Raw genomic sequence first — 21,535 nt, 5'->3', positions numbered from 1 at the left:
CCAGGCCCATCAGAGTCATAGTGGTGGGGAGAGAGGCCTGCTCAGCCAACTGCACAGCGAGTTTGCCCGCGTTCGAGTGCATGAAGCCTCCGCCCATGTAGAGCACGGGGCGCTTAGCCTTATTGATGAATTCGGCTGCGCGCGCGACCGACTCCTCCAAATAGGGGGGCGGCGGTGTGGCCTTTCCCGGCTCGGGCCAGGCCTCGAACTCCACGACCTCCATTTGCACATCCTTGGGCACGTCCACAAGAACGGGCCCTGGGCGTCCCGAGCTTGCAATGCGGAAAGCCGCGGGAATCACTTCAAAGAGTTCGGCTGCCGAACGCACCAGGAAATTGTGCTTGGTAATCGGAATGCTCATGCCATAGGTGTCCACTTCCTGAAAGGCATCGGTTCCGATCATGCTCGAAGGAACTTGTCCGGTAATGCAGATTACGGGAATGGAATCCATTTTGGCGTCTGCGATTGCCGTCAGAATGTTCGTCGCCCCTGGGCCTGAAGTAGCCAGACACACTTGGGGTGTGCCGGTCACTCGAGCCATACCTTGGGCCATGAATCCCGCGCCTTGTTCGTGACGCGCCAGGACATGACGAATCTTGGTGCTTTGGGACAAGGCGTCATATAAGGGCAGGTTGGCCCCTCCCGGGATGCCTGCCACAATTTCAATTCCTTGGCGCTCTAAAAGATGTGTAATAATCTCCGCGCCGTTTTTGCTAATCACAGCGTGTCTCCTTTGGTTAAGCTGGGAAAGGTCCGGAAGGGAGCGGGCATAAAAAAACCCCGTCCGGCGCCTCGCGCCAGCGGGGTAAAACTCGTGTTTCCCCTACGGCGCAAACGCGTCTACTACGGGTACGAGTACCCGTACGTCGATAAGCGCTACAGGGGCGGTAAACTGTATTGTGTTAAATGAATTCCGGTACATGGACTATTCGCTTTCCTATTGGAGATCAATTTTCTACTTAGCAAATAAGTTTACACGGTCGCTGAATAAAAAGCAACCGCTAATATTGTTACATAATACATACTTATACTAAGTAGTAGTGTTTACTGTTTGAGCTGCGGACACTTTCTTGAGATGAGTGCCACAGCAGGCAACGAAAAACTGGGACTGGGCCCCGCAGGCCTCGCAGGCGCTGTCGTTCTCATCACACTCCTGGATTGGGGTGCCGTAGCGCTTGCCTCGCTTGGTGACCTTCAAAGTCAGCCCGCAAACCTCGCAGGCATAGACATCACCTTCCTTAATTTCGTGACTAGTGGACATGGGCAGGACTCCCTTTGGTTCCCCGCCATTTTAAGCCCAGGATTGCGTTGGTGTCGAGAATTGAAAGCGGTGTCAGGCACCGGTGCCTGGCACCAGTGCCTGGCACCGTGAAACATGGATCTTCCGCCCCCTTCCTGGTAGAATGCCCCTCTGAAGGACACCAAATTCGCAACAGATCCCTAGGAGCTGGTCCCAATGAACACTGCAAATGCAGCAACTTCTGAAAAAAACACCCTGAGTTTGAGCACCCTTCCCGGAGACGATGTGCGCCAGATCATGTGGCGTTTTGCCGAACGTTTTGAGCTGCAGATGGCAGTTCAATCGGCTCGTTCTGTGGCCCGCGGGGTGGTGGCCCGGCTTGTGGCTGAGGGGGCGCGCAACACCCATGATTGGACCGAGGAGAAGGCCCAAGTGCTCCGGGCCTTTGATGAGTCCGGCTTGACCAATGTATTTATGGAGCCTGAAGACGGCGGCTTTATCACCGGCCCCAAGAATCTGGCCCTGGCTCTGGTTGCTTTTGAACTCGCCTGGGTTGATGCCGGAGCGGCCACCACCAGCATGGCGGGCAATCTGGCCCTGGCTCCTCTTCACGAGCGCGGCACCCCGGAGCAAGTGCGCACCTATATGCAGCGTTGTGCGGCTCCGCAACCGGGGGAGGACCGCAAGCCTTGGCATGGCGCCTTTGTTCTCACCGAGCCCCTTCCTTATGTGGGTGTGGATACAGGCGTGCTTTCGGGTAAGATGCGCGTGGCCAGTTGGAAAGAAGGGAAGGAGCCCATTCTCCAGGTGGAGAAGCGCGGCCGCTTCATAACCAACATCGGTTTTGCCAATTTTGTGACTGTGGCTGTGGATTCGGATGATGAGCGTATCAAGGGTAGTTGCATGGTCATTTTGGAGGACACGGACGAGGGTAACTTTGACGCGGGATCCATGACCCTGAAGCTCGTGCACCAACTCTCTTCCACCGGGGATCCTATCTTTAATTTGAAGGTTCCGGCCAGCCGCATTATCGGCGGTTACACAATCAAAGATGGGGTGATCTTCCCCAACTATTCCCACTCGGAAATCATTGAATCCGTGTTCCGGCGCACGCGCGTGACGGCCGCCATCATGAGCAGCGCCAAGTTACTTTCCGCGATCGAGCCTATCATCCGCTACCAGCGCGGCCGGTTCCGCGGCGGCGCAGGCAGCACTCCGGGCACCCCGCGTTATGATTTGGGCATCCAGCAAAAGGAAGATGCTTTGCACCGCCTGGCCGATATCTGGGCCACGGGGGAAGCAAGCGCGTCTTTGGGTTTTGCGGCCGCTCGTTTTTTTGACGAGTTTGATTCGCTCGAGAAGGAAAAGGAAAAGATTTTTGAGGAGCAGGGTCTCAAAGGCCGCGCGCAGCTCAAAACTCTGCGCGCCGCTCAGGAAGAAGCCCTGGAATTCATGGAATTGGACGTCCAGCCCGGGAAAAAGCGGGATGCAAAGCGCCACGAGGAACTTAAGGCCAAGCCCCTGGTGCAGTTTGTTATCGGGGATTCAATGGCCAATGTCCTCTGCCCTGCAGCCAAGCTCTGGAACACAGGTTTTGGCACGACGATGATGCGCGAGGCCGTGAGCCTGATGGGCGGTTACGGAATCACTGAAGACTGCCCGGGCTTTATCGGACAGAAATGGATGGATGCCCAACTCGAAGCCACGTACGAAGGTCCTGAGGCTGTGCAGCGCCGCCAGCTCAGCGTGACCATGACCAATGAGGTCTTTCTCGCGCAGCTGCGCCAGTGGATTAAAGACATGCGCGTAGTTGCGGGACAGCGGCCGGGCACAGGGGCATGCACCTTGGCCAAGGCCATGGAGCTTTGGGACTGGACCCTGCAGCATTTGATGAAAGCCAAGGACGCGGACGGAAAAGCTCTGTATCACGGCCAACGCCATGGGGTGACCTTTCCCATGGCCGATGCCTTGTGTTGGTTGCTTTCCACGCGTTGCCAGATTTTGGATTTGATCGAGCTCGAAGAAAAAGGTCCGGATAATCCGGTGCTGGCTGAGAACCTGGCCGGCACGGTGCAATTCTTCACCGACCTTTGCCATGTGCAGGCCGCGCGCGCTGCGGGTGAAGTGGGGCGCATCTGCGCGGAACTTGTGTTTGGTTATAACAGTCATCCCAGCTGGGAGTCCGAACCCAAGGTCGGCTGCAATGTCAAAGCCGGTCCTTGCGTGTGCATGGACGAAATGCGGCCCTTTGTGGAATTGCGTTCCAAGCTGGATGGATGTTTGACAGGTTCGCGTTTGGCTAAGGACCGTGCGGCTGCGGCTCTGAGTCAGGTGATGATTCCCGAAGCGCTGGATTACCCAGCCTAATCGATGGCCCGATTACTGTGCGGGCCGTTCTGCTGTACCACCGAAAATACTCATGACAAAGACCCCTGATATCGAGCGCCAGCAAATGGAAGTCGATATTGTCTGTGTTGGATTTGGTCCAGCCACAGGCGGCTTTCTGACCACGCTCTCAAAATACCTTTCCGGCGCGGACGGCGAGGCACCGGCTGAGAGCCGGGTTATGCCAGGCATGCCGCCGCAGGTCCTGTGTTATGAGCGCGCGGATGATATCAGTTTTGGTGTGTCCGGCCTGGTGACGCGCGGCCGCTCCATCAAAGAGAGTTTTCCCGATTTAGACTTGTCTCAAATTCCTATGGCCCATCCGGTGGAAGAGGAGCAAGTCTTATATCTGTTGGATCCCCACGGAGCGAGCCGGCGTTCTCCCATGCTGCGAAATGCAGATCGTATCATTCGCGCTCTCAAGGCAGTTCTCCCTTATGAAGAGGAAGCTTTTAGACTGCCGGTGATCCCTCCTTTCCTGCAAAAGCACGGGGGCATGGTGCTTTCCTTGGGTCAATTCAATCAATGGGTGGGTTCGCAACTGATGGGCTCGGGCACAGTGCAAATCTGGCCGGGAATGCCCGTGCGCCAAGCCTTGGTGGAGGACGGTAAGGTTGTGGGTGTGCGCTTGGTGGACCAAGGCACGGACAAACAGGGTAATCCGGACACGGGTTTTATGCCGGGCATGGATCTGCGCGCCAAGCTCACGGTTGTGGGCGACGGGCCCGTGGGGCCGGTGAGCCGCCGGCTGGATGAGGAATTCGGAATGCCTGAAGGCCACCATCAGCGCGATTGGGCTATCGGAATGAAGATGGTCGTGGAATTGCCCGAGGGGTGCGATTTGAAGCCAGGCACCGTGCTGCACACCTTCGGGTATCCGGAGCCCGAGATCTTCGGTTTCCTCTATGTGTACACCGAGGGTTTGGCTTCGCTGGGAATTTTTGTGCCTTCCTGGATGGACTCACCCGTGCGCACCGGATATCGCTACCTGCAATACTGGATGCAGCACCCGTATTTGTGGCGTTACCTCAAGGGCGGGACTGTGCGTTCTTGGGGCGCGAAGTCCCTGCAGGAGGCGGGCAAGCGCGGGGAGCCGTATTTGGTGGGCGATGGCTACGCGCGCATCGGCGAAAACTCTGGCAGCACCAATGTGCTGACCGGTTCGGGCGTGGACGAGGCCTGGGCCACGGGCGTGCAATTGGCCGAAGGCGTGGCGCAGCTGTACAAGGAAGGCAAGGAGTTTAGCAAAGAGAATTTAGAGGCGGCCTATGTGCAACGCCGCCGGGAAAGCTGGGTTGAAAAAGAGGGGCGCGTGGCCGAGAAAGCACGCGACGGATTTCAGCGCAGTTTTGTTTTGGGAATGATCGGTATGGGTCTTACGGGTCTGAGCGGCGGGAAGCTGAACCTCAGCGGCCCGGTGAAGAAGCCGCACGAGCGAATCCCCAGCTTGGAAGAGTACTATAAAGGGAAGCTCACCCCTGAAGAAATTGAAGTTGCGCGCAATGAATCCGCAGCCACAGGTGTGGGACTCAATAACTTGCTTTTGGAGCGTTGTGGTTGGCCCAAGATCGAATACGACGGCAAGCTTTTGATCTCGCAACAGGATGCCTTGCTTTTGGGCGGTAAGGTTCAGGCACCTGCGGGTTATGCGGATCACGTGGTTTTTGTCCGGCCTGAGCTTTGCGAACAGTGCCAGGCAAAGGTTTGTATAGAGGCGTGTTCCGGCCAGGCGATCACTCCAGGCGAGAACGGCGGGGTCCCCCAGTTTGATCGGGAGAAGTGCGTGCATTGTGGTGTGTGTTTGTGGAATTGTTCTCAAGCGCGTGAAGAAGGTTCCGAGCGAGGCAATGTGGAATTCGTTGCGGGCGCCGGGGGTCTTCATTCAGCGGAGAATTGACGCGGAGCGTCACCGCGAGCCGACTGTTAGGGAGGCGTGGCGGTCTTTTAAGGAGGAGACATGAGTTCTGGATTTCATATCGTCGTGTGCGGATCCTTGGTGCCCGATCCTTTGCAGACTTTGGAGCCGGTGCAGGGGCCGGCGGGTCCTGCTCTGAAGAACGAAATGGTTTTGCCTGCGGTCTTGGATCCGTGGGCAGGTCATTCACTCTACGAGGCTGCAAATCTGGCCAAGAATACCGAGGGTTCCAAGGTATGGTTGGTGAGCCTGGGTCCTAAAGCCAAGCTGCAGCAGCTCATGATGACCATTGCACAGAAGGTCGGTTTTGAGCTCGTGGTCCTGGATGGCCCGGCGGGCGGCTTCACCGATTCTGCTGAAGTTGCGGGGGCTCTAGCCGGCGCGATCGAGAAGATCGACGGTCTGGACAAATCCAAACTGCTTTTGTTCGGCGGTTGTTCGTCGGCCTCGCGTGATGCCGGAGCGACCATGCAGATGATCGGCGAGCACCTGGGCATTACAGACCAGTTTCTCGGTGTGGACGAATTGACGGTGCAGGCGGACGGTTCGCTCAAGATTTTGGAACGCATCGAGGGCGGGCAGTACCAGATCTCCTCCTGTAAAGGTGCCCCTGCCGTATTGGCTTGGGCGACCGGGAGTTTGCCGGAGCCGCCCAATAACCCGCAGGTGGGCATGGCCAATATGCGCACCATTATGCCGGCCTTGCAGAAGGCACAGCCGGCGAAGGTGGGAGCTGAAGGTGTGAGCTTTGAGAAGGTGGAAGTGCCGGTGCAGCAGCGCCAGACCAAGATCGTTAGGGATATTCCAGTTGAAGAAATTGCAGAGGAGATTGTCGCGTGGCTCAAAGGTTAGAATTCACAGACTTGTCGTTGCGAGCTTAGCAAAGCAATCTGACGCGAAGCGTCATCACGAGCCGGCTGTTAGGGAGGCGTGGTGATCTTCGTTCCAACCATAAGGTGAATCGTGGAAAAAATTCTATTTTTATCACATACACAGAACGATGGAAGCCTGCCCAAGGTTGCGCTGGAGGCACTGACTGCTGCCGTGGATCTGGCTAAGAGTCTGGGCGCTGCTCTGGATGTTGGATTGATTGGGGAGAATGTTCAGTCTGCCGCAAATTCCATTGGGAATTGTGGCGCTGGGAAAATCATGGCTGTGAGCGGTAAGGAGTTCGGTGTATCGCGCTATTCCACAGACGCTGCTGCGGCTGAGGCCTTGGCCGTACAATCCGCGGCCACGATCATTGTGGCCGGTGCTACCACTCGTTTCAGTCGTTCTCTTCCCGGTGTGGCGGCGCGCTTGAAAGGGCGCATCGACACTCATGTGAGTCGGTTGGAGCTTAAGGAAGAGTCTCCGCAAATTCAGCGTTGGTACTACCGGCAGCGCATGGTGGCCACGCTTACCCGTTCGCAGCGCCCGTGGATTTTGTTGTTGGATTCCGGAGTAAATGCCCCGTGGCAGGGAAACGGAAAGGCCACCCTTGAGGTAGTGAGTGTCTCCGTTCCAAACTTGCGCACTGAAGTTCAGGGGGTTCAGGCGCCTTCCGCAGATGCGCAAACAATCCGTCCGGATGCCGATGTCTTGCTTGTAGCCGGTGCGGGCTGGACCAAGAAGCAGTCCGACGGACAGATACACATCAAAGAGGCGGAGAATATCCTTCGCGATTTCTTAACGGTCCAGAAGGCCTCCTTGGGTAGCAGCAAGTCTTTGGTGGATCAGGCGGGAGAAGGACAGGAAGTGATCTCCTTTATGAGTCACCTGAACCAGGTGGGGCAAACGGGTTCCACGCCGCGTCATCCCAAGGGTTTGGCCACCTGTTGCCACGGGGAAGAGCCGCATGTGGTGGGTTGGCGGTTCATCAATGATCGCCGTGCGATTAACTTGGACCCCAATTGCGGATGGGCCCACGGCAAGGCTGATGTGTTGTATGTGGCTGATGCCTTTGCGGTCATGACCAAGGTCAATGAACTCCTGACCAAAAACACTCCGGTCGCCGCCTAATCTTTGGTGTCAGGCACCGGTGCCTGGCACCAGTGCCTGGCACCTAAATATGATCTTATGATGGTAGTCATGTTTTGACGGAATCGGTAAGATTGCCCGGGAATTCTGCCCGCCTGCTCCAGAATCTCACGAAATTACTCCATCTCCTCAAAAATAAGGTAAACTATATGACGTGGCGCATAGAAGTCTAGCTCAAGAAATCGTCAAATAGGTCCTACATATCTGGTTCCGAATTTCCGAAATAGGTAAGATTTGGTCTTATTTCCATAGTCCGGTTCTCTAAGCACGCAGTACAGCACCGCTTTAGGGCTGCGGCAATACCGAGGAGGGCTCATGACGACCCCCAAGAGCATGAAATACGAGTCCGAGAGAGACCACGATTTTTCCGAGTGGATCACGGGCGTCGTGGGCAGCGAGCGTATTCGAAACTGCATCCAGTGCGGTATCTGTAGCTCTACTTGCCCTGTTTCTCATTACATGGATTACACTCCAAGGCGCCTTATCAACATGGCGCGCCAGGGTTTCAAGGACGAGGTCCTGCGCAGCAAAACGATCTGGCTTTGCACCAGCTGCTACTCCTGCACCACGGAATGTCCAAAACTCATCAAGGTCACGGACGTGATGTACGCCTTGAAGCGCAAAGCCATTCAGGAGCGGGTTTACCCCAGACGCTTCGCTATCCCCATCCTGGGCAAGGAATTCTACAAAATGGTCCGCGCCAAAGGCCGCATCACCGAGAGCCGGCTGATGATGATCTTCATGCTGAAGACCAACCTGTTGCGCATTTTCACAATGAGCAAAATGGGCCTGCGGCTGATTCGCACCGGGCGCATGGATTACAAACCCGAGTCTGTGAAGCGCATTAAGGAGCTGCAGGCAGTTATGGACGCCAGCTCGGATAGAAAGGGGGTATCGACCTCATGAAATATTCTTACTATCCCGGTTGCTCCTTGAAAGGGACCGGCAAAGCCTATGAGGAATCGGTCCTCGCGATTTTCGAGACAATGGGTGTTGAGGCCAATGAAATTGATGATTGGAACTGTTGCGGCGCCACAGCTTATATGGGTGTGGATGAGAGCATGGCTTTCGGCTTGGCCGGCCGTAACTTGGCTTTGGCTGAAAGGGAAGGGGCTACGGATGTCGTGGTTCCTTGCAATGCCTGCTATCTTTCCCTGAACAAGGCCAATAAGTATATCGAGGAGTATCCCCAGGTCAAAGAAAAAACAGACAAGGCTCTGGCTGCCGGGGGTCTCAAGTACGGAGGCTCTCTCAAGGTTCGCCACCCGCTGGATGTCTTTGTCAACGATATCGGGCTTTCAAGGATAAAGGATGCGGTCAAGACTCCTCTCAAGGATTTAAAGGTAGCCCCATACTACGGCTGCCAGATTGTCCGGCCCTATGCGGCTTTTGATTCCCAGCGCAACCCCACCAGCATGGACCAACTGCTCGATGTGCTGGGCGCGGATGTGGTGGATTATCCCTTGAAAACGCGTTGCTGCAGCGGCAGCCAGACCGGGTCTTTGCCCGAGGTCGGGCTGCGCCTGGTCTACATCCTGTTAAAGGAAGCCAAGCGGCGCGGTGCGGACGTGATTGTTACGATCTGTCCCTTGTGCCAGTTCAATCTTGAAAGCTATCAGGACGAAGTGTCCAAGCGTTATAAAGAAGACCTCGCCATTCCCATCCTGTATTTCACACAGGTTATGGGTTTGGCGCTTGGTCTATCGGCCCAAAAGGTGGGCCTTACGCGCAACCTTGTCCATGTATTTCCAACTTTGGATAAGAGGGAGGTGGGCCATGTCTAATCGTTTAACGGAACCGCCCACAGGAGCAGATGAACCTCGTATCGGCGTCTTCGTTTGTCATTGTGGTACCAATATCGCCTCTAAGGTGGATGTTCATGATGTCTGTGAGTACGCGGGCACCCTTCCGGGCGTGGCATTTTCCACTGAATACAAATACATGTGTTCGGATCCGGGGCAAGAATTTATTGCCGCAGCCATCAAGGAGCACAAGCTCAACCGCATTGTGGTTTCGGCCTGCTCTCCTCTCTTGCATGAGGATACTTTCCGCAACGCAGTCGCCAAGGGCGGGCTGAACCCCTACTACTTTCACATGGTCAATATCCGCGAGCATGGGGCATGGGTTCACGAGGACAAGGCAAGCGCGACCGCGAAGAGCAAGGACTTGGTGCGCGCGGCTGTATACCGCATTGTTTTTCACGAAGCTTTGGAGCGCAAGCGTGTGTCTGTGGATCCCAAGGTGCTGGTTGTGGGCGGCGGAATTGCCGGGATCCACGCGGCGCTCACCTTGGCTGAGGCGGGCAAGAAGGTCTATCTCGTGGAGCGAGAGCCCACCATCGGCGGCCACATGGCCCAGTTTGACAAGACCTTTCCCACCCTGGATTGTTCGGCCTGTATCCTTACGCCCAAGATGTCCAAGGTGAAGTCGCATCCGAATATCACGCTCTGGACATACTCCGAGGTCGCAGAAGTCGACGGCTTTGTCGGCAACTTTAAGGTCAAGGTCAAACGCAAGCCTCGCTATATTGTGGAAGATGCGTGTGTGGGCTGTATGGACTGTATCGACGTTTGCGTCTTCAAAGAGGCCAAGTTCGAGGACGAGTTCAATCTGGGTTTGAGCAAGCGCAAGCCCGTGTACATTCCTTTTCCGCAGGCCACCCCTCAGATTGTCACCATTGATCCGGACACCTGTATCGAGGTCAAGACCGGGAAATGCAAGAAGACTTGTGTGGAGATCTGCGGCGACCGCAATGCGATTGATTTCAGCCAAAAAGAAAAGATCGAAGAGATCGAGGTCGGCAATATCATCCTGGCCACAGGCTTTAAAACATATGATCCGGCGCGTTCTCCGGAGTACGGATACGGCCGTCTCGAAAATGTTTACACAGGGCTTGAAATCGAGCGATTGATCAATTCTTCGGGCCCGACCGGCGGCCATGTGGTGTGCCGGGACGGAAATAAACCGAAAACGGTGGGCATCATCCACTGTGTGGGTTCTCGAGACGAGAAATCCAATAAGTGGTGTTCGCGAGTCTGCTGCATGTATTCCCTCAAACTGGCGCATCTAATCAAGGAACATACCGGTGCGGAGGTGTATAACTTCTACATTGATATACGGACACCGGGCAAGGGATATGAAGAGTTTTACGACCGTTTGCAGGGTGAAGGCGTTCACTTTATTCGCGGGCGTGTCTCCGAAATCGCGGACTGGATCGTGTCTCCTGAAGAGGAAGGCAAGCTGATTATCCGCGTGGAGGACACACTCAGCGGATTTGTGCGCCGTATCCCTGTGGATATGGCTGTGCTGGCCGTGGGTCTGGAGCCTCGACCGGATGCTCAAGAGGTGCGCAAGATGTTCAACATTTCTTGCGCAACCGAGGGATGGTTTTTGGAGAGGCACCCCAAGCTTGCGCCGGTGGACACCTTTACGGACGGCATCTTCATTGCCGGCGGGTGCCAGGGCCCCAAGGATATTCCCGACACCGTGGCGCAAGCGGGTTCAGCCGCAGCCCAGGTCATGGCGCTCATTGATAAGGGGTATGTGGAATTGGAACCCAACACCGCCTATATCGATGAGAAGGAGTGCTCGGGCTGCAAGTCCTGTATTCCGCTCTGTCCGTACACGGCGATAAGTTTTGATGCGGGTAGCCTCAAGGCCGTGATCAATGAGGCACTGTGTAAGGGCTGCGGAACTTGTGTGGCCTCTTGTCCTTCGGGTTCGATTTCACAGAACCTGTTTGAGGATGCGGAGATCTACAGCGAAATCGAGGGGGTATTGGCCGATGTCTGATCAATGGGAACCGAAGATTGTCGCTTTCTTCTGCAACTGGTGTACGTATACGGCCGCCGACCTTGCAGGGGTTTCGCGTATGAAATATGCCGCCAACGTCCGGATCATCCGCGTTATGTGCTCCGGGCGTATTGATCCTCAGTTTGTCATGGAGGCCTTTGCCAAGGGCGCGGACGGAGTGCTCATCGGCGGCTGCCACCCGGGTGATTGCCATTATATTGAGGGCAACTACAAGGCCCTTCGCCGGGTACGCCTTTTGAACCGCTTGCTCAAGAGCATGGGTATTGAGCAAGAGCGCTTCAGGCTGGAATGGATCTCCGCTTCCGAAGGCGAGAAGGTACAACGGGTGGTCAACGAGATGGTCGATCAGATCAAGAAGCTCGGGCCCCTCGGCTTGCCTCAGCAGTTTAAAGAGTGGGATTCCGAAGTGTTGGAGGAAGAGGAGGAGGTGAAGGCCGATGTCAGCTAATCCGGAGAAACCCAAAGTTGCCTTCTATTGGTGCGCCTCCTGCGGCGGATGTGAAGAGTCTGTTGTGGATTTGGCCGAAGACATTTTGATGGTCCTGGACAAGGTGGATATCGTGTTCTGGCCTGTGGCCATGGACTTTAAGAAAGCCGATGTCGTGGCCATGCCGGACAAATCGATCCTGGCGACTCTGGTCAACGGCGCCATCCGCACCTCGGAGCAGGAAGAGATGGTCCAACTGCTGCGCCGCAAGAGCCAGGTGCTGATTGCGTACGGGGCTTGCTCTCATCTGGGCGGGATTCCGGCGCTGACCAATGAGTTTTCCAGGGAAGAAGTCCTTCAGTATGTGTATCACGATGCCCCGAGTGTTGTGAACAAGGAGGGCACCCGGCCTCAGCCTGTAACCGAGGACGAGGGCCGCAACCCCACGCTGCCGGAGTTCCGCAATGTGGTGCGCTCCCTGGACCAAGTGGTGGACGTGGATTATTATCTGCCCGGCTGCGCTCCTACGCCCAAGCTTCTGAAGGAGGCCTTGCTCGTGCTCTTGTCCGGGGAACTTCCGCCCAAGGGCACGGTCCTTGCGCCGGACATCGCGCTTTGCGATGAATGCCCGCGCAAGGACTCCAAGCCCACGGATGTGAGCTTTACCGAATTCAAGCGTCCGCATTTGCATAGGATCGATCCTGAGCTGTGTTTGTTGGCCCAGGGCTTTATCTGTATGGGGCCGGCGACACGCGGCGGATGCGAGGCCTTATGTATTAACGGGAACATGCCTTGCACCGGTTGCTTTGGTCCGACTTCCAGGGTCAAGGACCAGGGTGCGAAGATGCTTTCTTCCGTTTCCTCCAATATGGCGGCTAAGGAAGAAAACGAAATTGATAGGGTGCTGGACGGTATTCCGGATCCAGTCGGCACATTCTACCGGTACGGACTGAGCAAGTGTCTGCTCCGCAGGAAGGTCACAGCCGGCGAATAACTCGCGGAGGAGAAACTGATGGACAAGAGTGTTCAATCCACCTGGGATCAAGCCCAGAAGAATGCCAACGCAGACTATATGGCTAAGAGAAGGATCGTCATCGATCCCATTACCCGTTTGGAAGGGCATGGAAAGATCGATATCTTCCTGAATAAAACCGGGGATGTGGACCGCGCCTATTTTCAGGTTCCGGAGCTGCGCGGTTTTGAGGTCTTTAGCTTGGGCCGTCCGGCAGAGGACATGCCGCAGATTACCAGCCGTATCTGCGGGGTGTGTCCGACCGCGCATCATATGGCCGCGACCAAGGCCTTGGATGATCTATATAAGGTAGAGCCGACCTCTGCGGCCAAGAAGGTCCGCGAGCTGGTTTACAACGCCTTTATGCTCGAGGACCACGCTTTGCACGTATATATTTTGGGCGGCCCGGATTTTATTGTGGGCCCGGATGCTCCGCCCGAATTACGCAATGTGGTGGGTGTGATCCAGAAGGTGGGCGTGGATGTGGGCAAGCAGGTGATCTCCATGCGGCGCCGGATCCGTGAGCTCATCGCCTATGTAGGCGGCAAGGTGATACATCCGGTGCTTGGTTTGCCCGGTGGCGTGGCCAAGGGCATAGCGAAAGAGGACTTGGCGGGGTTGCAGGAGTTGGCCAAGGATTGTGTGGAGTTTGCCAAGTTCACCTTGCAGATTTTTCACGATATTGTCCTCAAGAATGAAGAGTATGTGAAGCTCATTACCTCAGAGTATTACACGCACCGGACCTATTACATGGGTCTGATGGACGAGAACAACAAAGTCAATTTTTATGACGGCAAGATCCGCGTGGTGGATCCGGACGGCAAGCCCTTGAGTGAGTTCCGGGCCCAGGAGTATTTGGATCATGTGCAGGAACACGTGGAATCCTGGAGCTATGTGAAGTTTTGCTATTTGAAGGAAGTGGGCTGGAAGGGTTTTGTAGACGGCGCGGACAGCGGGATTTATGCCGTGGCTCCCTTAGCCCGTCTGAATGCCTCGGAGGGTATGGCCACACCTCTGGCCCAGAAGGCCTACGAGGAATTCTTCGAAGTGCTGGGCGGCAAGCCTGTGCACCACACTCTGGCAAACCACTGGGCGCGTGTGGTCGAGATGCTTTATGCGGCCGAGCGTATGCAGGAACTTCTCAACGATCCCGAGATCACCAGTAAGGACCTTCGGAACATTCCTACGGAAAAGCCTTCGGTGGGGATGGGGGTTGTGGAAGCCCCGCGCGGAACGCTTTTCCATCATTTTGAGACCGACGATAACGGCATTCTGACCAAGGTGAACCTAATCGTTGCCACCCAGAACAACGCGGCGCGCATGGCCCTGAGCGTGGAGGCCGCAGCCAAGGGCCTTATCAAGAAGGGCGAGGTCAACGAGGGTCTGCTCAATAAAGTGGAAATGGCTTTCCGTGCCTATGACCCGTGTCACGCGTGCGCAAGCCATTCGCTTCCCGGGAAAATGCCGCTGATTGCCTATATCCGCAACGCGGAGGGTGAAATCCTCCAAGAGCTCCGCCGCTGATGTCTGAAGCGCGTATTCTGGTGCTTGCCCTGGGGAATGATATCCGGGGTGACGACGCTGTGGGTCTTTTGGCTGCACGCCGGCTTGCGAAACAATTGCCTGCCTCTGAAGTGGATGTCGTGGAGTCGGATGGTTCAGGCTTTGACATGATCGAGGTGCTCGAGGGCCGCGATTATGCGCTCTTATTGGACTGTGTGGTTACGGGCGACAACGAGCCGGGGACAATTCTCGAGTACCGGCGCGAGCACTTTGCCCAGGTTGTAGCGGGGTCGCCGCATTATGCGGGTTTGCCCGAAGTTTTTAGGCTGGCAGAGCAGCTTTCCATTCCATTTCCCGGAGAGGTCCTCGTGTTGGGTATGGAAGTGGCGGATCCGTTTCGGTTTGAAGAATCTTTGACCGAGGCAGTGGCCGCGGCTTTACCGGGCTATGTGGACCGCGCCGCGGAGATTGTTAAGGACTGGGCGTTATTGCGAACACAGTGAGGCAATCCTTAGAGGAAACATCATGCACGAATACTCATTAATGGAACAGGTTATCGCTGAGATCACCAGCCAACTCCCGGGCAAGAACATCAAGCCGGAAGATAAAATCGAACAGGTCATTTTGAGGGTTGGGGCCTTGGATGTGCATTCGGATGGTTCCACGGAACAGGCCTTTAAAATGCTCACCAAGGACACTCCCTTGGAGGGCGCTGAGCTCGAACTAATTTTGGTCGCCCCCACTCTGACTTGCGAGGAGTGCGGGTATAAAGGCGAGGTACCGGACGGCGGCGCCGACGGGCACGATCCCATTCCTTGTGCCGAATGCCCTTCTTGCGGGATGCTTTGCGAAGTCGAGGGCGGCAGGGGGGTGGATTCAATCGAGCTTATCCAACGCCAATCCTGATGTGATAGAGTGAGGCTCAGTAATGAGGCTCCTAATTCGCTACCCTCTGCTCCTGATTGTGGCCGCTTGTTTTTGCTATGCCAATAGCTTTTCCGGCCCCTTTATCTTCGATGATTTCACGTCCATTGTTCAGAATCCACACATCCGATCACTTTGGCCTTTGTGGGGTCCTTTTTTGCCCCCGCCTCAGGCAGCAGAGGCTTGGCGTCCGCTCACGGGTTTCACCTTTGCGCTGAACTACGCAATCAGTGCCCGGGAGGTTTGGAGCTATCACCTCTTCAATCTTCTGATTCACATCTCCTGCGGTCTTCTTCTTTTCGGCTTAATGAGGCGCACATTTCGCGCGCAAAAACTCCGCGGTGCTTTTGAGGGACGTGTCGAACTCCTGAGTTTTGGATGCGCGCTCTTGTGGCTGGTTCACCCGCTTCAAACCCAGGCCGTTAATTACATTGTGCAACGGGGCGAGTCCCTGGCCGGTTTATTCTATCTACTGATTATGTATGGACTTATGCGTGGGGCTCAAAGTGAGCGCAGGGCCAGGGCCTGGCATGGATTGGCCTTAGCTGCCGTGTTCCTGGGGGGGCTTTCGAAGCCTGTCGTGCTCTCTGCTCCGCTCTTGGCTCTGCTGTACGATCGCGTCTTTCTCAGCTTTAGCTGGCGGGAGGTCTGGGAGCACAGGCGGCGTTTTTACGGTATGTTTCTCATTCTGTGGACCGTGCCGCTTCTCCTGTTGGCCTTGAGTCCGGCAGTGGACAAGCCTTCCATGGGCTTTGATGTGCCAGGCATCAGTGCATCGCTCTATGCGCTCACCCAAACAGAGGTTTTGTCTCATTACGGGCAGCTGGTGGTGTGGCCCCGGCCTTTGGTTTTCGATTATGCGTGGCCTTTGGCCCAATCCCTCAGCGGGCATTGGCCCTATGTGCTCTCCTTTGCGGGCTTCTTGCTGGTTGTTGTATGGGCCCTGTTCACGAGCCCTGCCTTGGGATTCCTGGGTGCGGGCTTTCTGCTCTTGCTTTCAGTGAGCTCCAGTTTTATTCCCATCGCCGACTTAGCAGCGGAACACCGCATGTATTTGGCCTTGGCCCCCGCGCTTGCGGGATGCGTGCTTTTCCTGGATCTCTTGATTGGGGAATTGGTGCGATCGCATTCTTTGAGAAAGAAGCTCTTGCTTTTGGGAATCAGTGTGTGGGCTTTGGGCCTGGCGTCCATGACCTTGGAGCGTAACTCGGATTACCGCAGCGACTTGTCTATTTGGTCGGATACCGTGGCCAAGAGACCGGAAAACGCGCGTGCTCATAACAACCTGGGTGAGGCGCTGATGAAACGCGGACAGGTGAAGGCCGCTGTCCAACAGTACATCGAGGCGATTACGTTACGGCCCACCTACGCGCTCGCTCATAACAACTTGGGACATGCCTTGTTGAAATTGGGGCGTCCGGGTGATTCGTTGGCTCAGATTGACTTGGCTGTGGACTTGGATCCTCTGTTGGCCGAGGCTCACAACAATCGCGGAACCGCGCTCTACTTTCTGAGCCGGCTTTCCGAGGCTGAAACAGCGTATCGCACGGCTCTCGGACTGAATCCGGCTTTGGCTGAAGCGCACAATAACCTGGGGCTGACTTTGATGCGGATGGACCGGCCCGCAGCGGCGGTTGCGGCCTACCGGGAGGCGTTGCGTTACCGGCCCGGCTATGCCGAGGCACAACACAATCTAGGAGCGGCCTTTGCAAACATGGGCCAACTGCAGGAGGCGATCGAGGCCTATCAAGAGGCCATACGTCTGGACCCGGACTATGCCAGGGCCTACAACAATTTGGGCAATGTTTTCTTTCATCAGGGGAGATACGAGGAGGCTGCCCTCTGTTATGAGGAGGTTCTGCGTTTGGATCCGAATCATGCCAAGGCCCATTACAATCTCGGCCTAATTTTCCTCAAACTGGACAAACCCGCTCAGGCCAAGGCGGCCTTTGAGCGGGCTCTCCAAATCGACCCGGACTATGTTAAGGCGAAGAACTTCCTTGCGCCTCCCAGTTCACCCTAAAGACCAGGATTTCTGTTTCGGCGAGAGCGTTGGCGGTATGGATGAGCTTCTGGAAACTCTTCAACGAATTTTCCTCTTGGTAGTACAGCCGGAAGAGCAGGGACCGGATAAGGCGGGGATCTGCAATCACTGCTTTGCGTTGGGCTCCCTCACCTGAGAACAGGGTGGATAGCTTGCCGGCTTTTGTCCTTTTCAAGAGGGTATCCTCCTGGACCTTGGATACGGTGATCGGGGGGCTGAACTGGTATGCAGGGCCCGAAATCTCCGAGACTGTCTTCAAGTAGCCGGCCCTATTGGACAGGAGAGAAGGCGTGTCCGAGGGCTGCGGCCAGAGCTCAAAGGCTTTGTGAAAATCCCAGCGCGCCATCAGGGCCATAGACTGATTTTTTTCCACCATGCTGTTGAAGAGCAGTACATAAGTGGGCGGCAACGGCCCTTTGCCGTGCGTGAGGTCCAAGAATTTCTGCCGGTCGGTTTGGTTAAATTGTTTAGCCAGCCGCCGTGCTGCCTGCGGTCTCTCGAGAGGCAGCACTTTATTGAGCAAATCAATGGCTTCGGGAATTTCGATGCCATGCCCGGTCAGGAATTCGATGGTTTGAGGTCCGCCGTTGGCGAGCATGCGCAGTATTCCGCATGCCTCGGCTTCCGTTTGGGCCATGAAAACGCGGGCCAGCCAGTAATAGGCCGGGATGTACAGGGTTTGACCGTCCGCGAACACGCGGCGTTCCGCGAGGGAGCGAACAAAGTGACCCGGAGGCCACCAGGTCACAATAATGGAATCTTCCGGGGTCTTTTCCCGGATCTCTCTCAATACCTTGTACCAAAGGTCGTTCATGACGGGCTTGGTGTGCATGGCCGCGGTATGGGCTGCCGCAAGCTGTCCGGGCACGAGCAGCAGGAGGACCAGCAGCATGCTCAGCGGGACGGCGAGTCGTTGGATCCATTTGGAATGCAGGAGGGATAAGAAGGTGGCGCTCAGTCCGGTCAGGTGCTCTGCGCCCACGGCCACCCAAATGCTTAAGGGGATCAGGAGGAGGAGCGCAAAACGTTCGATTTTAAGCGAGAGCAGGATCAGCCCCCATCCCATGAGGGTAAACAAAATCCATTCTGCAAGCCGTCGCCGGCCTTGAGCGCTCCAAGCGGCTCTTCCCCAAAGCATCCATCCCGCGATGCCGATTAGGGCCACACCCCAATGCCCTACATGGCGGACGAGCTCCGGCAGTGTTAAAGGGGTCATTTCCCCGATAATGAGGAAGACACTGGGCCAGAGATGCGATTGAGTTTCTCCGGAGTCTCCGAGAAAGCCCAGGTTCTGTCCCACGGACCGGATCCAACCCAAGGGGCTCAGGAACGCGATCGAAAAGAGCAGCGCGCTTCCCAGATAGAAGACCAAAAACCGGCCGCACTCGGGCATTCCCGAATCGGGCCGGAATCTTTGCAGCAATAGGGGCAGCAGCCCGGCCAGGAGGATAAAGCAAGGCAAGAAGAGCCAGCCTTCCCAGAAAAGTGCATACAGGGCGGTGAACAGTCCCGCCAAAACCGAGCTCAAGCGCAGATGGATGCGGCGGTTGCTCCCCAGCAAGAAGAGAGTCAGGACCAGGATGGGAAAGATCAGATTGTAAAAATCCGTGTCATACCAGCCATAGGCCCCGCGATAAATTGAAATCGGAGAAAGCACCAGGGTGAGGCAGCCCAGGAATGCGGGGAAGATTCCTGTCCGGACCGCAGAACACAACACAAAGAAGACAATGCACAGGATGAAGCAAAGAAAAAGCGGGAAAGAACAGAGTCTCTGCATGAGTTCTAAGGGGCCCTGGCCGCCTCCGAGGAGTTTGTGCCATAAGGCACCGAGATAAGGATGCAGGTTGATGGGTTGCCAGGCCCCGTGGGGCGCCAGTTGAAGAGGGCTGAAGAACCGGCCGTCTTGGATCTTGTCTGAGATGTGCCCGGTCTGCAGCAGATTCCGGGTCAGGCCCAGATAGTGGTATGAGTCAGCGCCCATGAGGTAGTTGCGGGAGTAACCGGTATCACCTCCGCGGATCATCTTCACGGCGGTTTTTTGGACCAGATCTTCGTAGCGTCTTCGATCCTGTTGAATGAGTTCCCGGGCGCGTTCTTCGACAACCTGCGCGCGCTGGGTTTCTGGAAGGCTTTCGAGTTCTGCTTGGGCGGCATTCCGGATCTGGGACTTGAGTGCCGAGAGAACTTCGATGTGGGCATTTTGCGCCACTTGCGCAGGAACGGACGCGTTGAGTGCGCGAGGCATGTAGGTCCTGAACCAAAAGGCCAACCCAAAGGCCGTAGCCAGTGCCAGGGTGGTGCAGAGAAGTTTTCTGAGATTTTCTCTTTTCATTACTGCAAATAGCCCAAAGATTTGAGCCGCTCCAAGTGCTCTTCGTTGTCCAGGTTGGTGCTGGTTGCGATTCGCGCCCCGCGCCGCTCATAGGAGTCCACATAAGCGGGCAGGTGAACCAACTGGAACTGGGGATCAATGGCCTCCAAAAGAGGCGGAGCAGGGAGTTCCCGGCTCAAGGGCAGATCCAGCAAATATGCAATGGTCGGAAAAATATTGAGGACATGGGCTTTTTCCAGAATAAATCCGGACTTGAAAGGTTTGCCGAACGCAAAGACCACTCCTGGCGGGGCGTTCAGGTGTCCCCGGCCGTTGTACTCCCAGCCGTGGTCGGAGACCATGAGAAGGCATTCGTTTTGTTTGAGATTCTGGAGCAGTTTGGCCAGATATTGGTCCATCCGCTCGTAACTCTTGGCCACCAAGGCTTCCCATCCCTTGGTGGCATCTTCGTTGGAGAGCTTCATGGGCCGCATGTAATTGATGTCCGGACCAAAGGCCATATGACTGAAGATGTGCGAGTTTGTGTCCACACTTTGCAGGTACATGGTTGCGAGGGCTAAGTCGGGATTGTCATAACGGCGGTAAAGCCGGAAGACCAACTCGTCCCGGAGCGTGAAGAACTTGGCTCCTTCGAGTTGGGAGATACTCCTGGCGAGTCCTTTGATATTTCGATTGCGCAAGAAGTGATGGACTTCTCCCAGGACCTCTGCCTGTAGTGCAGGCGGGTGGGAGAGGTGCGGCATGGTGGACAGGGGTTCCAGGTCGTGCAGTTCAAAGCCTCCCCACGGCAATGCGTAATTCGAAATAACCTTGCCTTTGACGGGTTCGGCCGGGTAGGAAAGCCACCAGTTAATGGCCAGGGAACTTTTACCGTATTCGCTCAGGATTTCCCAAAGCGCTTTGCATTGGCGTTCATTGGAGCTGGTGGCTCTTTGTTCGCGGATATTCTTCCAGTCGTTCAAGTAATCACCCAGAAAATCAAAGCGGCTCTTGAGCACACTCCAACTCGTATTTCGGTAATAGTCCGTGGTGTAGTCCGAGACCTTATGCACGGATTCCGGCATGCCCGTGGCCAATGAAGTCCACACAACCGGGGAATGCGGGGACACGGTGGCGAGGGTTCCGCTTACCCCGTATTTCTTGAGTTTCTCAAAAGTGGGGAGACGGCCCAGGCCGATCAACATATCAATCACTCCCATGTCCAGGCCGTCTATGCCGATAAACTTTACGGAGAGCCCCGGCATCTTTTGAGCCGGTTCTTTCTGTGGGTCTGAGGTCTTGGAAATGATGGCGGAACTCAGCGCAGGCAGGAGGGAGCGGGGTACTGCAAAGGCGGTGCCCACGAGAAGCGGGATAAAGAGCAGTGTGACCGAACTCAGTCTGCTTAGGGCGCTGAGACGTTCGGAAATGCGCGCGGGCCAGTACCAGATTAGGCCCCCGATCAGGAGGCATGCGCTTGCCAAAGCGGCGAAGAGCATCCATCGGGCCGGGATAACCGGACCCAGGGCGATGTGCCCGCAGAGGCAGAGGCTGACGGCAATGGCGAAAATGCGTTGGATGCGCCAGGATTGCCGGCCGCTTTCCACCCGGCGCAGGGCCACCAGGACCTGGATCAGAAGGCGGCTGAGCCAGCTCAAGAAAGAAAAGAAAATCAAATAGGCCAGCAAAAAAAGGCTGAAGAGCAGAAGGTCGGCGCGGGCGCCGTTTTGCGGGAAATCCTTCCAGAGCAGCAGGCACCACAACCCGGATGCCACGCACCCGAGCTTGAGGTCAAAGCTGGTGGGAAAGAAGTGGAACCGTTTCACTCTGAGCATTTTAGAACAAAGTGGCAATGAATCGTACAACTTCCTGCGGCGCGCATTTTGCGGGCAAAAAAACCTGTCAACGCTGCCTTGCCCTATAATATCGGGAATGGAAAGGA

The 21,535-nt window shown here is 55.9% G+C and carries 17 protein-coding genes; 13 read left to right on the top strand and 4 right to left on the bottom strand.

Going from position 1 to position 21,535, the window contains the following annotated elements:
* Positions 1-718 (bottom strand): acetolactate synthase large subunit (locus JW937_04800; protein MBN1586731.1); only part of this gene is annotated, 718 nt, incomplete at its 3' end.
* A 312-nt stretch (positions 719-1,030) separates the two neighbouring features.
* On the bottom strand, positions 1,031-1,261 hold the full coding sequence (locus JW937_04795; protein ID MBN1586730.1) for a hypothetical protein: 231 nt from the start codon (positions 1,259-1,261) through the stop codon (positions 1,031-1,033).
* Between the two features lie 195 nt (positions 1,262-1,456).
* Between JW937_04795 and JW937_04790 the strand changes: the two genes are divergently transcribed.
* The 13 genes from JW937_04790 (at position 1,457) to JW937_04730 (ending at position 17,261) form a co-directional block, all read left to right on the top strand.
* Positions 1,457-3,607, top strand: a complete 2,151-nt coding sequence (locus tag JW937_04790; GenBank protein ID MBN1586729.1) for an acyl-CoA/acyl-ACP dehydrogenase — start codon at positions 1,457-1,459, stop codon at positions 3,605-3,607.
* A gap of 85 nt (positions 3,608-3,692) precedes the next feature.
* A complete protein-coding gene (locus JW937_04785; GenBank protein ID MBN1586728.1) occupies positions 3,693-5,522 on the top strand; it encodes a 4Fe-4S ferredoxin in 1,830 nt (609 codons plus the stop codon).
* A gap of 60 nt (positions 5,523-5,582) precedes the next feature.
* The gene (locus JW937_04780; GenBank protein MBN1586727.1) at positions 5,583-6,392 is read left to right on the top strand and encodes an electron transfer flavoprotein subunit beta; all 810 of its coding nucleotides are present in this window, start codon (positions 5,583-5,585) and stop codon (positions 6,390-6,392) included.
* Positions 6,393-6,503: 111 nt separating this feature from the next.
* A complete protein-coding gene (locus JW937_04775) occupies positions 6,504-7,541 on the top strand; it encodes an electron transfer flavoprotein subunit alpha (GenBank protein MBN1586726.1) in 1,038 nt (345 codons plus the stop codon).
* 333 nt (positions 7,542-7,874) lie between these two features.
* Positions 7,875-8,465, top strand: coding sequence for a 4Fe-4S dicluster domain-containing protein (locus JW937_04770; protein MBN1586725.1), 591 nt, complete (start codon positions 7,875-7,877; stop codon positions 8,463-8,465).
* Positions 8,462-9,343 (top strand): CoB--CoM heterodisulfide reductase iron-sulfur subunit B family protein, encoded by an 882-nt coding sequence (locus tag JW937_04765; GenBank protein MBN1586724.1) that lies wholly within the window; start codon positions 8,462-8,464, stop codon positions 9,341-9,343. Before JW937_04770 ends, JW937_04765 begins: the two co-directional genes overlap by 4 nt.
* Complete coding sequence (locus JW937_04760) at positions 9,336-11,351, top strand: CoB--CoM heterodisulfide reductase iron-sulfur subunit A family protein (protein MBN1586723.1); 2,016 nt, start codon at positions 9,336-9,338, stop codon at positions 11,349-11,351. Before JW937_04765 ends, JW937_04760 begins: the two co-directional genes overlap by 8 nt.
* Positions 11,344-11,820, top strand: a complete 477-nt coding sequence (locus JW937_04755; protein ID MBN1586722.1) for a hydrogenase iron-sulfur subunit — start codon at positions 11,344-11,346, stop codon at positions 11,818-11,820. Before JW937_04760 ends, JW937_04755 begins: the two co-directional genes overlap by 8 nt.
* Positions 11,810-12,793, top strand: a complete 984-nt coding sequence (locus tag JW937_04750) for an oxidoreductase (protein ID MBN1586721.1) — start codon at positions 11,810-11,812, stop codon at positions 12,791-12,793. Before JW937_04755 ends, JW937_04750 begins: the two co-directional genes overlap by 11 nt.
* 18 nt (positions 12,794-12,811) lie before the next feature.
* Positions 12,812-14,335 (top strand): Ni/Fe hydrogenase subunit alpha, encoded by a 1,524-nt coding sequence (locus JW937_04745; protein MBN1586720.1) that lies wholly within the window; start codon positions 12,812-12,814, stop codon positions 14,333-14,335.
* Positions 14,335-14,817, top strand: a complete 483-nt coding sequence (locus JW937_04740; protein MBN1586719.1) for a hydrogenase maturation protease — start codon at positions 14,335-14,337, stop codon at positions 14,815-14,817. The genes JW937_04745 and JW937_04740 overlap by 1 nt, the downstream gene beginning before the upstream one ends.
* A 22-nt stretch (positions 14,818-14,839) precedes the next feature.
* The gene (locus JW937_04735; GenBank protein ID MBN1586718.1) at positions 14,840-15,220 is read left to right on the top strand and encodes a hydrogenase maturation nickel metallochaperone HypA; all 381 of its coding nucleotides are present in this window, start codon (positions 14,840-14,842) and stop codon (positions 15,218-15,220) included.
* Positions 15,221-15,242: 22 nt separating this feature from the next.
* The gene (locus JW937_04730) at positions 15,243-17,261 is read left to right on the top strand and encodes a tetratricopeptide repeat protein (protein MBN1586717.1); all 2,019 of its coding nucleotides are present in this window, start codon (positions 15,243-15,245) and stop codon (positions 17,259-17,261) included.
* Here the strand turns inward: JW937_04730 and JW937_04725 are convergent.
* Together JW937_04725 and JW937_04720 are read right to left on the bottom strand one after the other, a co-directional pair.
* The gene (locus JW937_04725; GenBank protein ID MBN1586716.1) at positions 17,221-19,614 is read right to left on the bottom strand and encodes a hypothetical protein; all 2,394 of its coding nucleotides are present in this window, start codon (positions 19,612-19,614) and stop codon (positions 17,221-17,223) included. The genes JW937_04730 and JW937_04725 overlap by 41 nt on opposite strands.
* Positions 19,614-21,419 carry an alkaline phosphatase family protein gene (locus JW937_04720; protein MBN1586715.1) on the bottom strand — a complete coding sequence of 602 codons (1,806 nt, stop codon included), beginning with the start codon at positions 21,417-21,419 and terminating at the stop codon, positions 19,614-19,616. The genes JW937_04725 and JW937_04720 overlap by 1 nt, the downstream gene beginning before the upstream one ends.
* Positions 21,420-21,535 lie beyond the last annotated feature (116 nt).

Source organism: Candidatus Omnitrophota bacterium (assembly GCA_016929445.1).
Taxonomy (GTDB): Bacteria; Omnitrophota; Gorgyraeia; order JAFGIU01; family JAFGIU01; genus JAFGIU01.
This window is presented reverse-complemented; position numbering and strand designations above follow the sequence as displayed.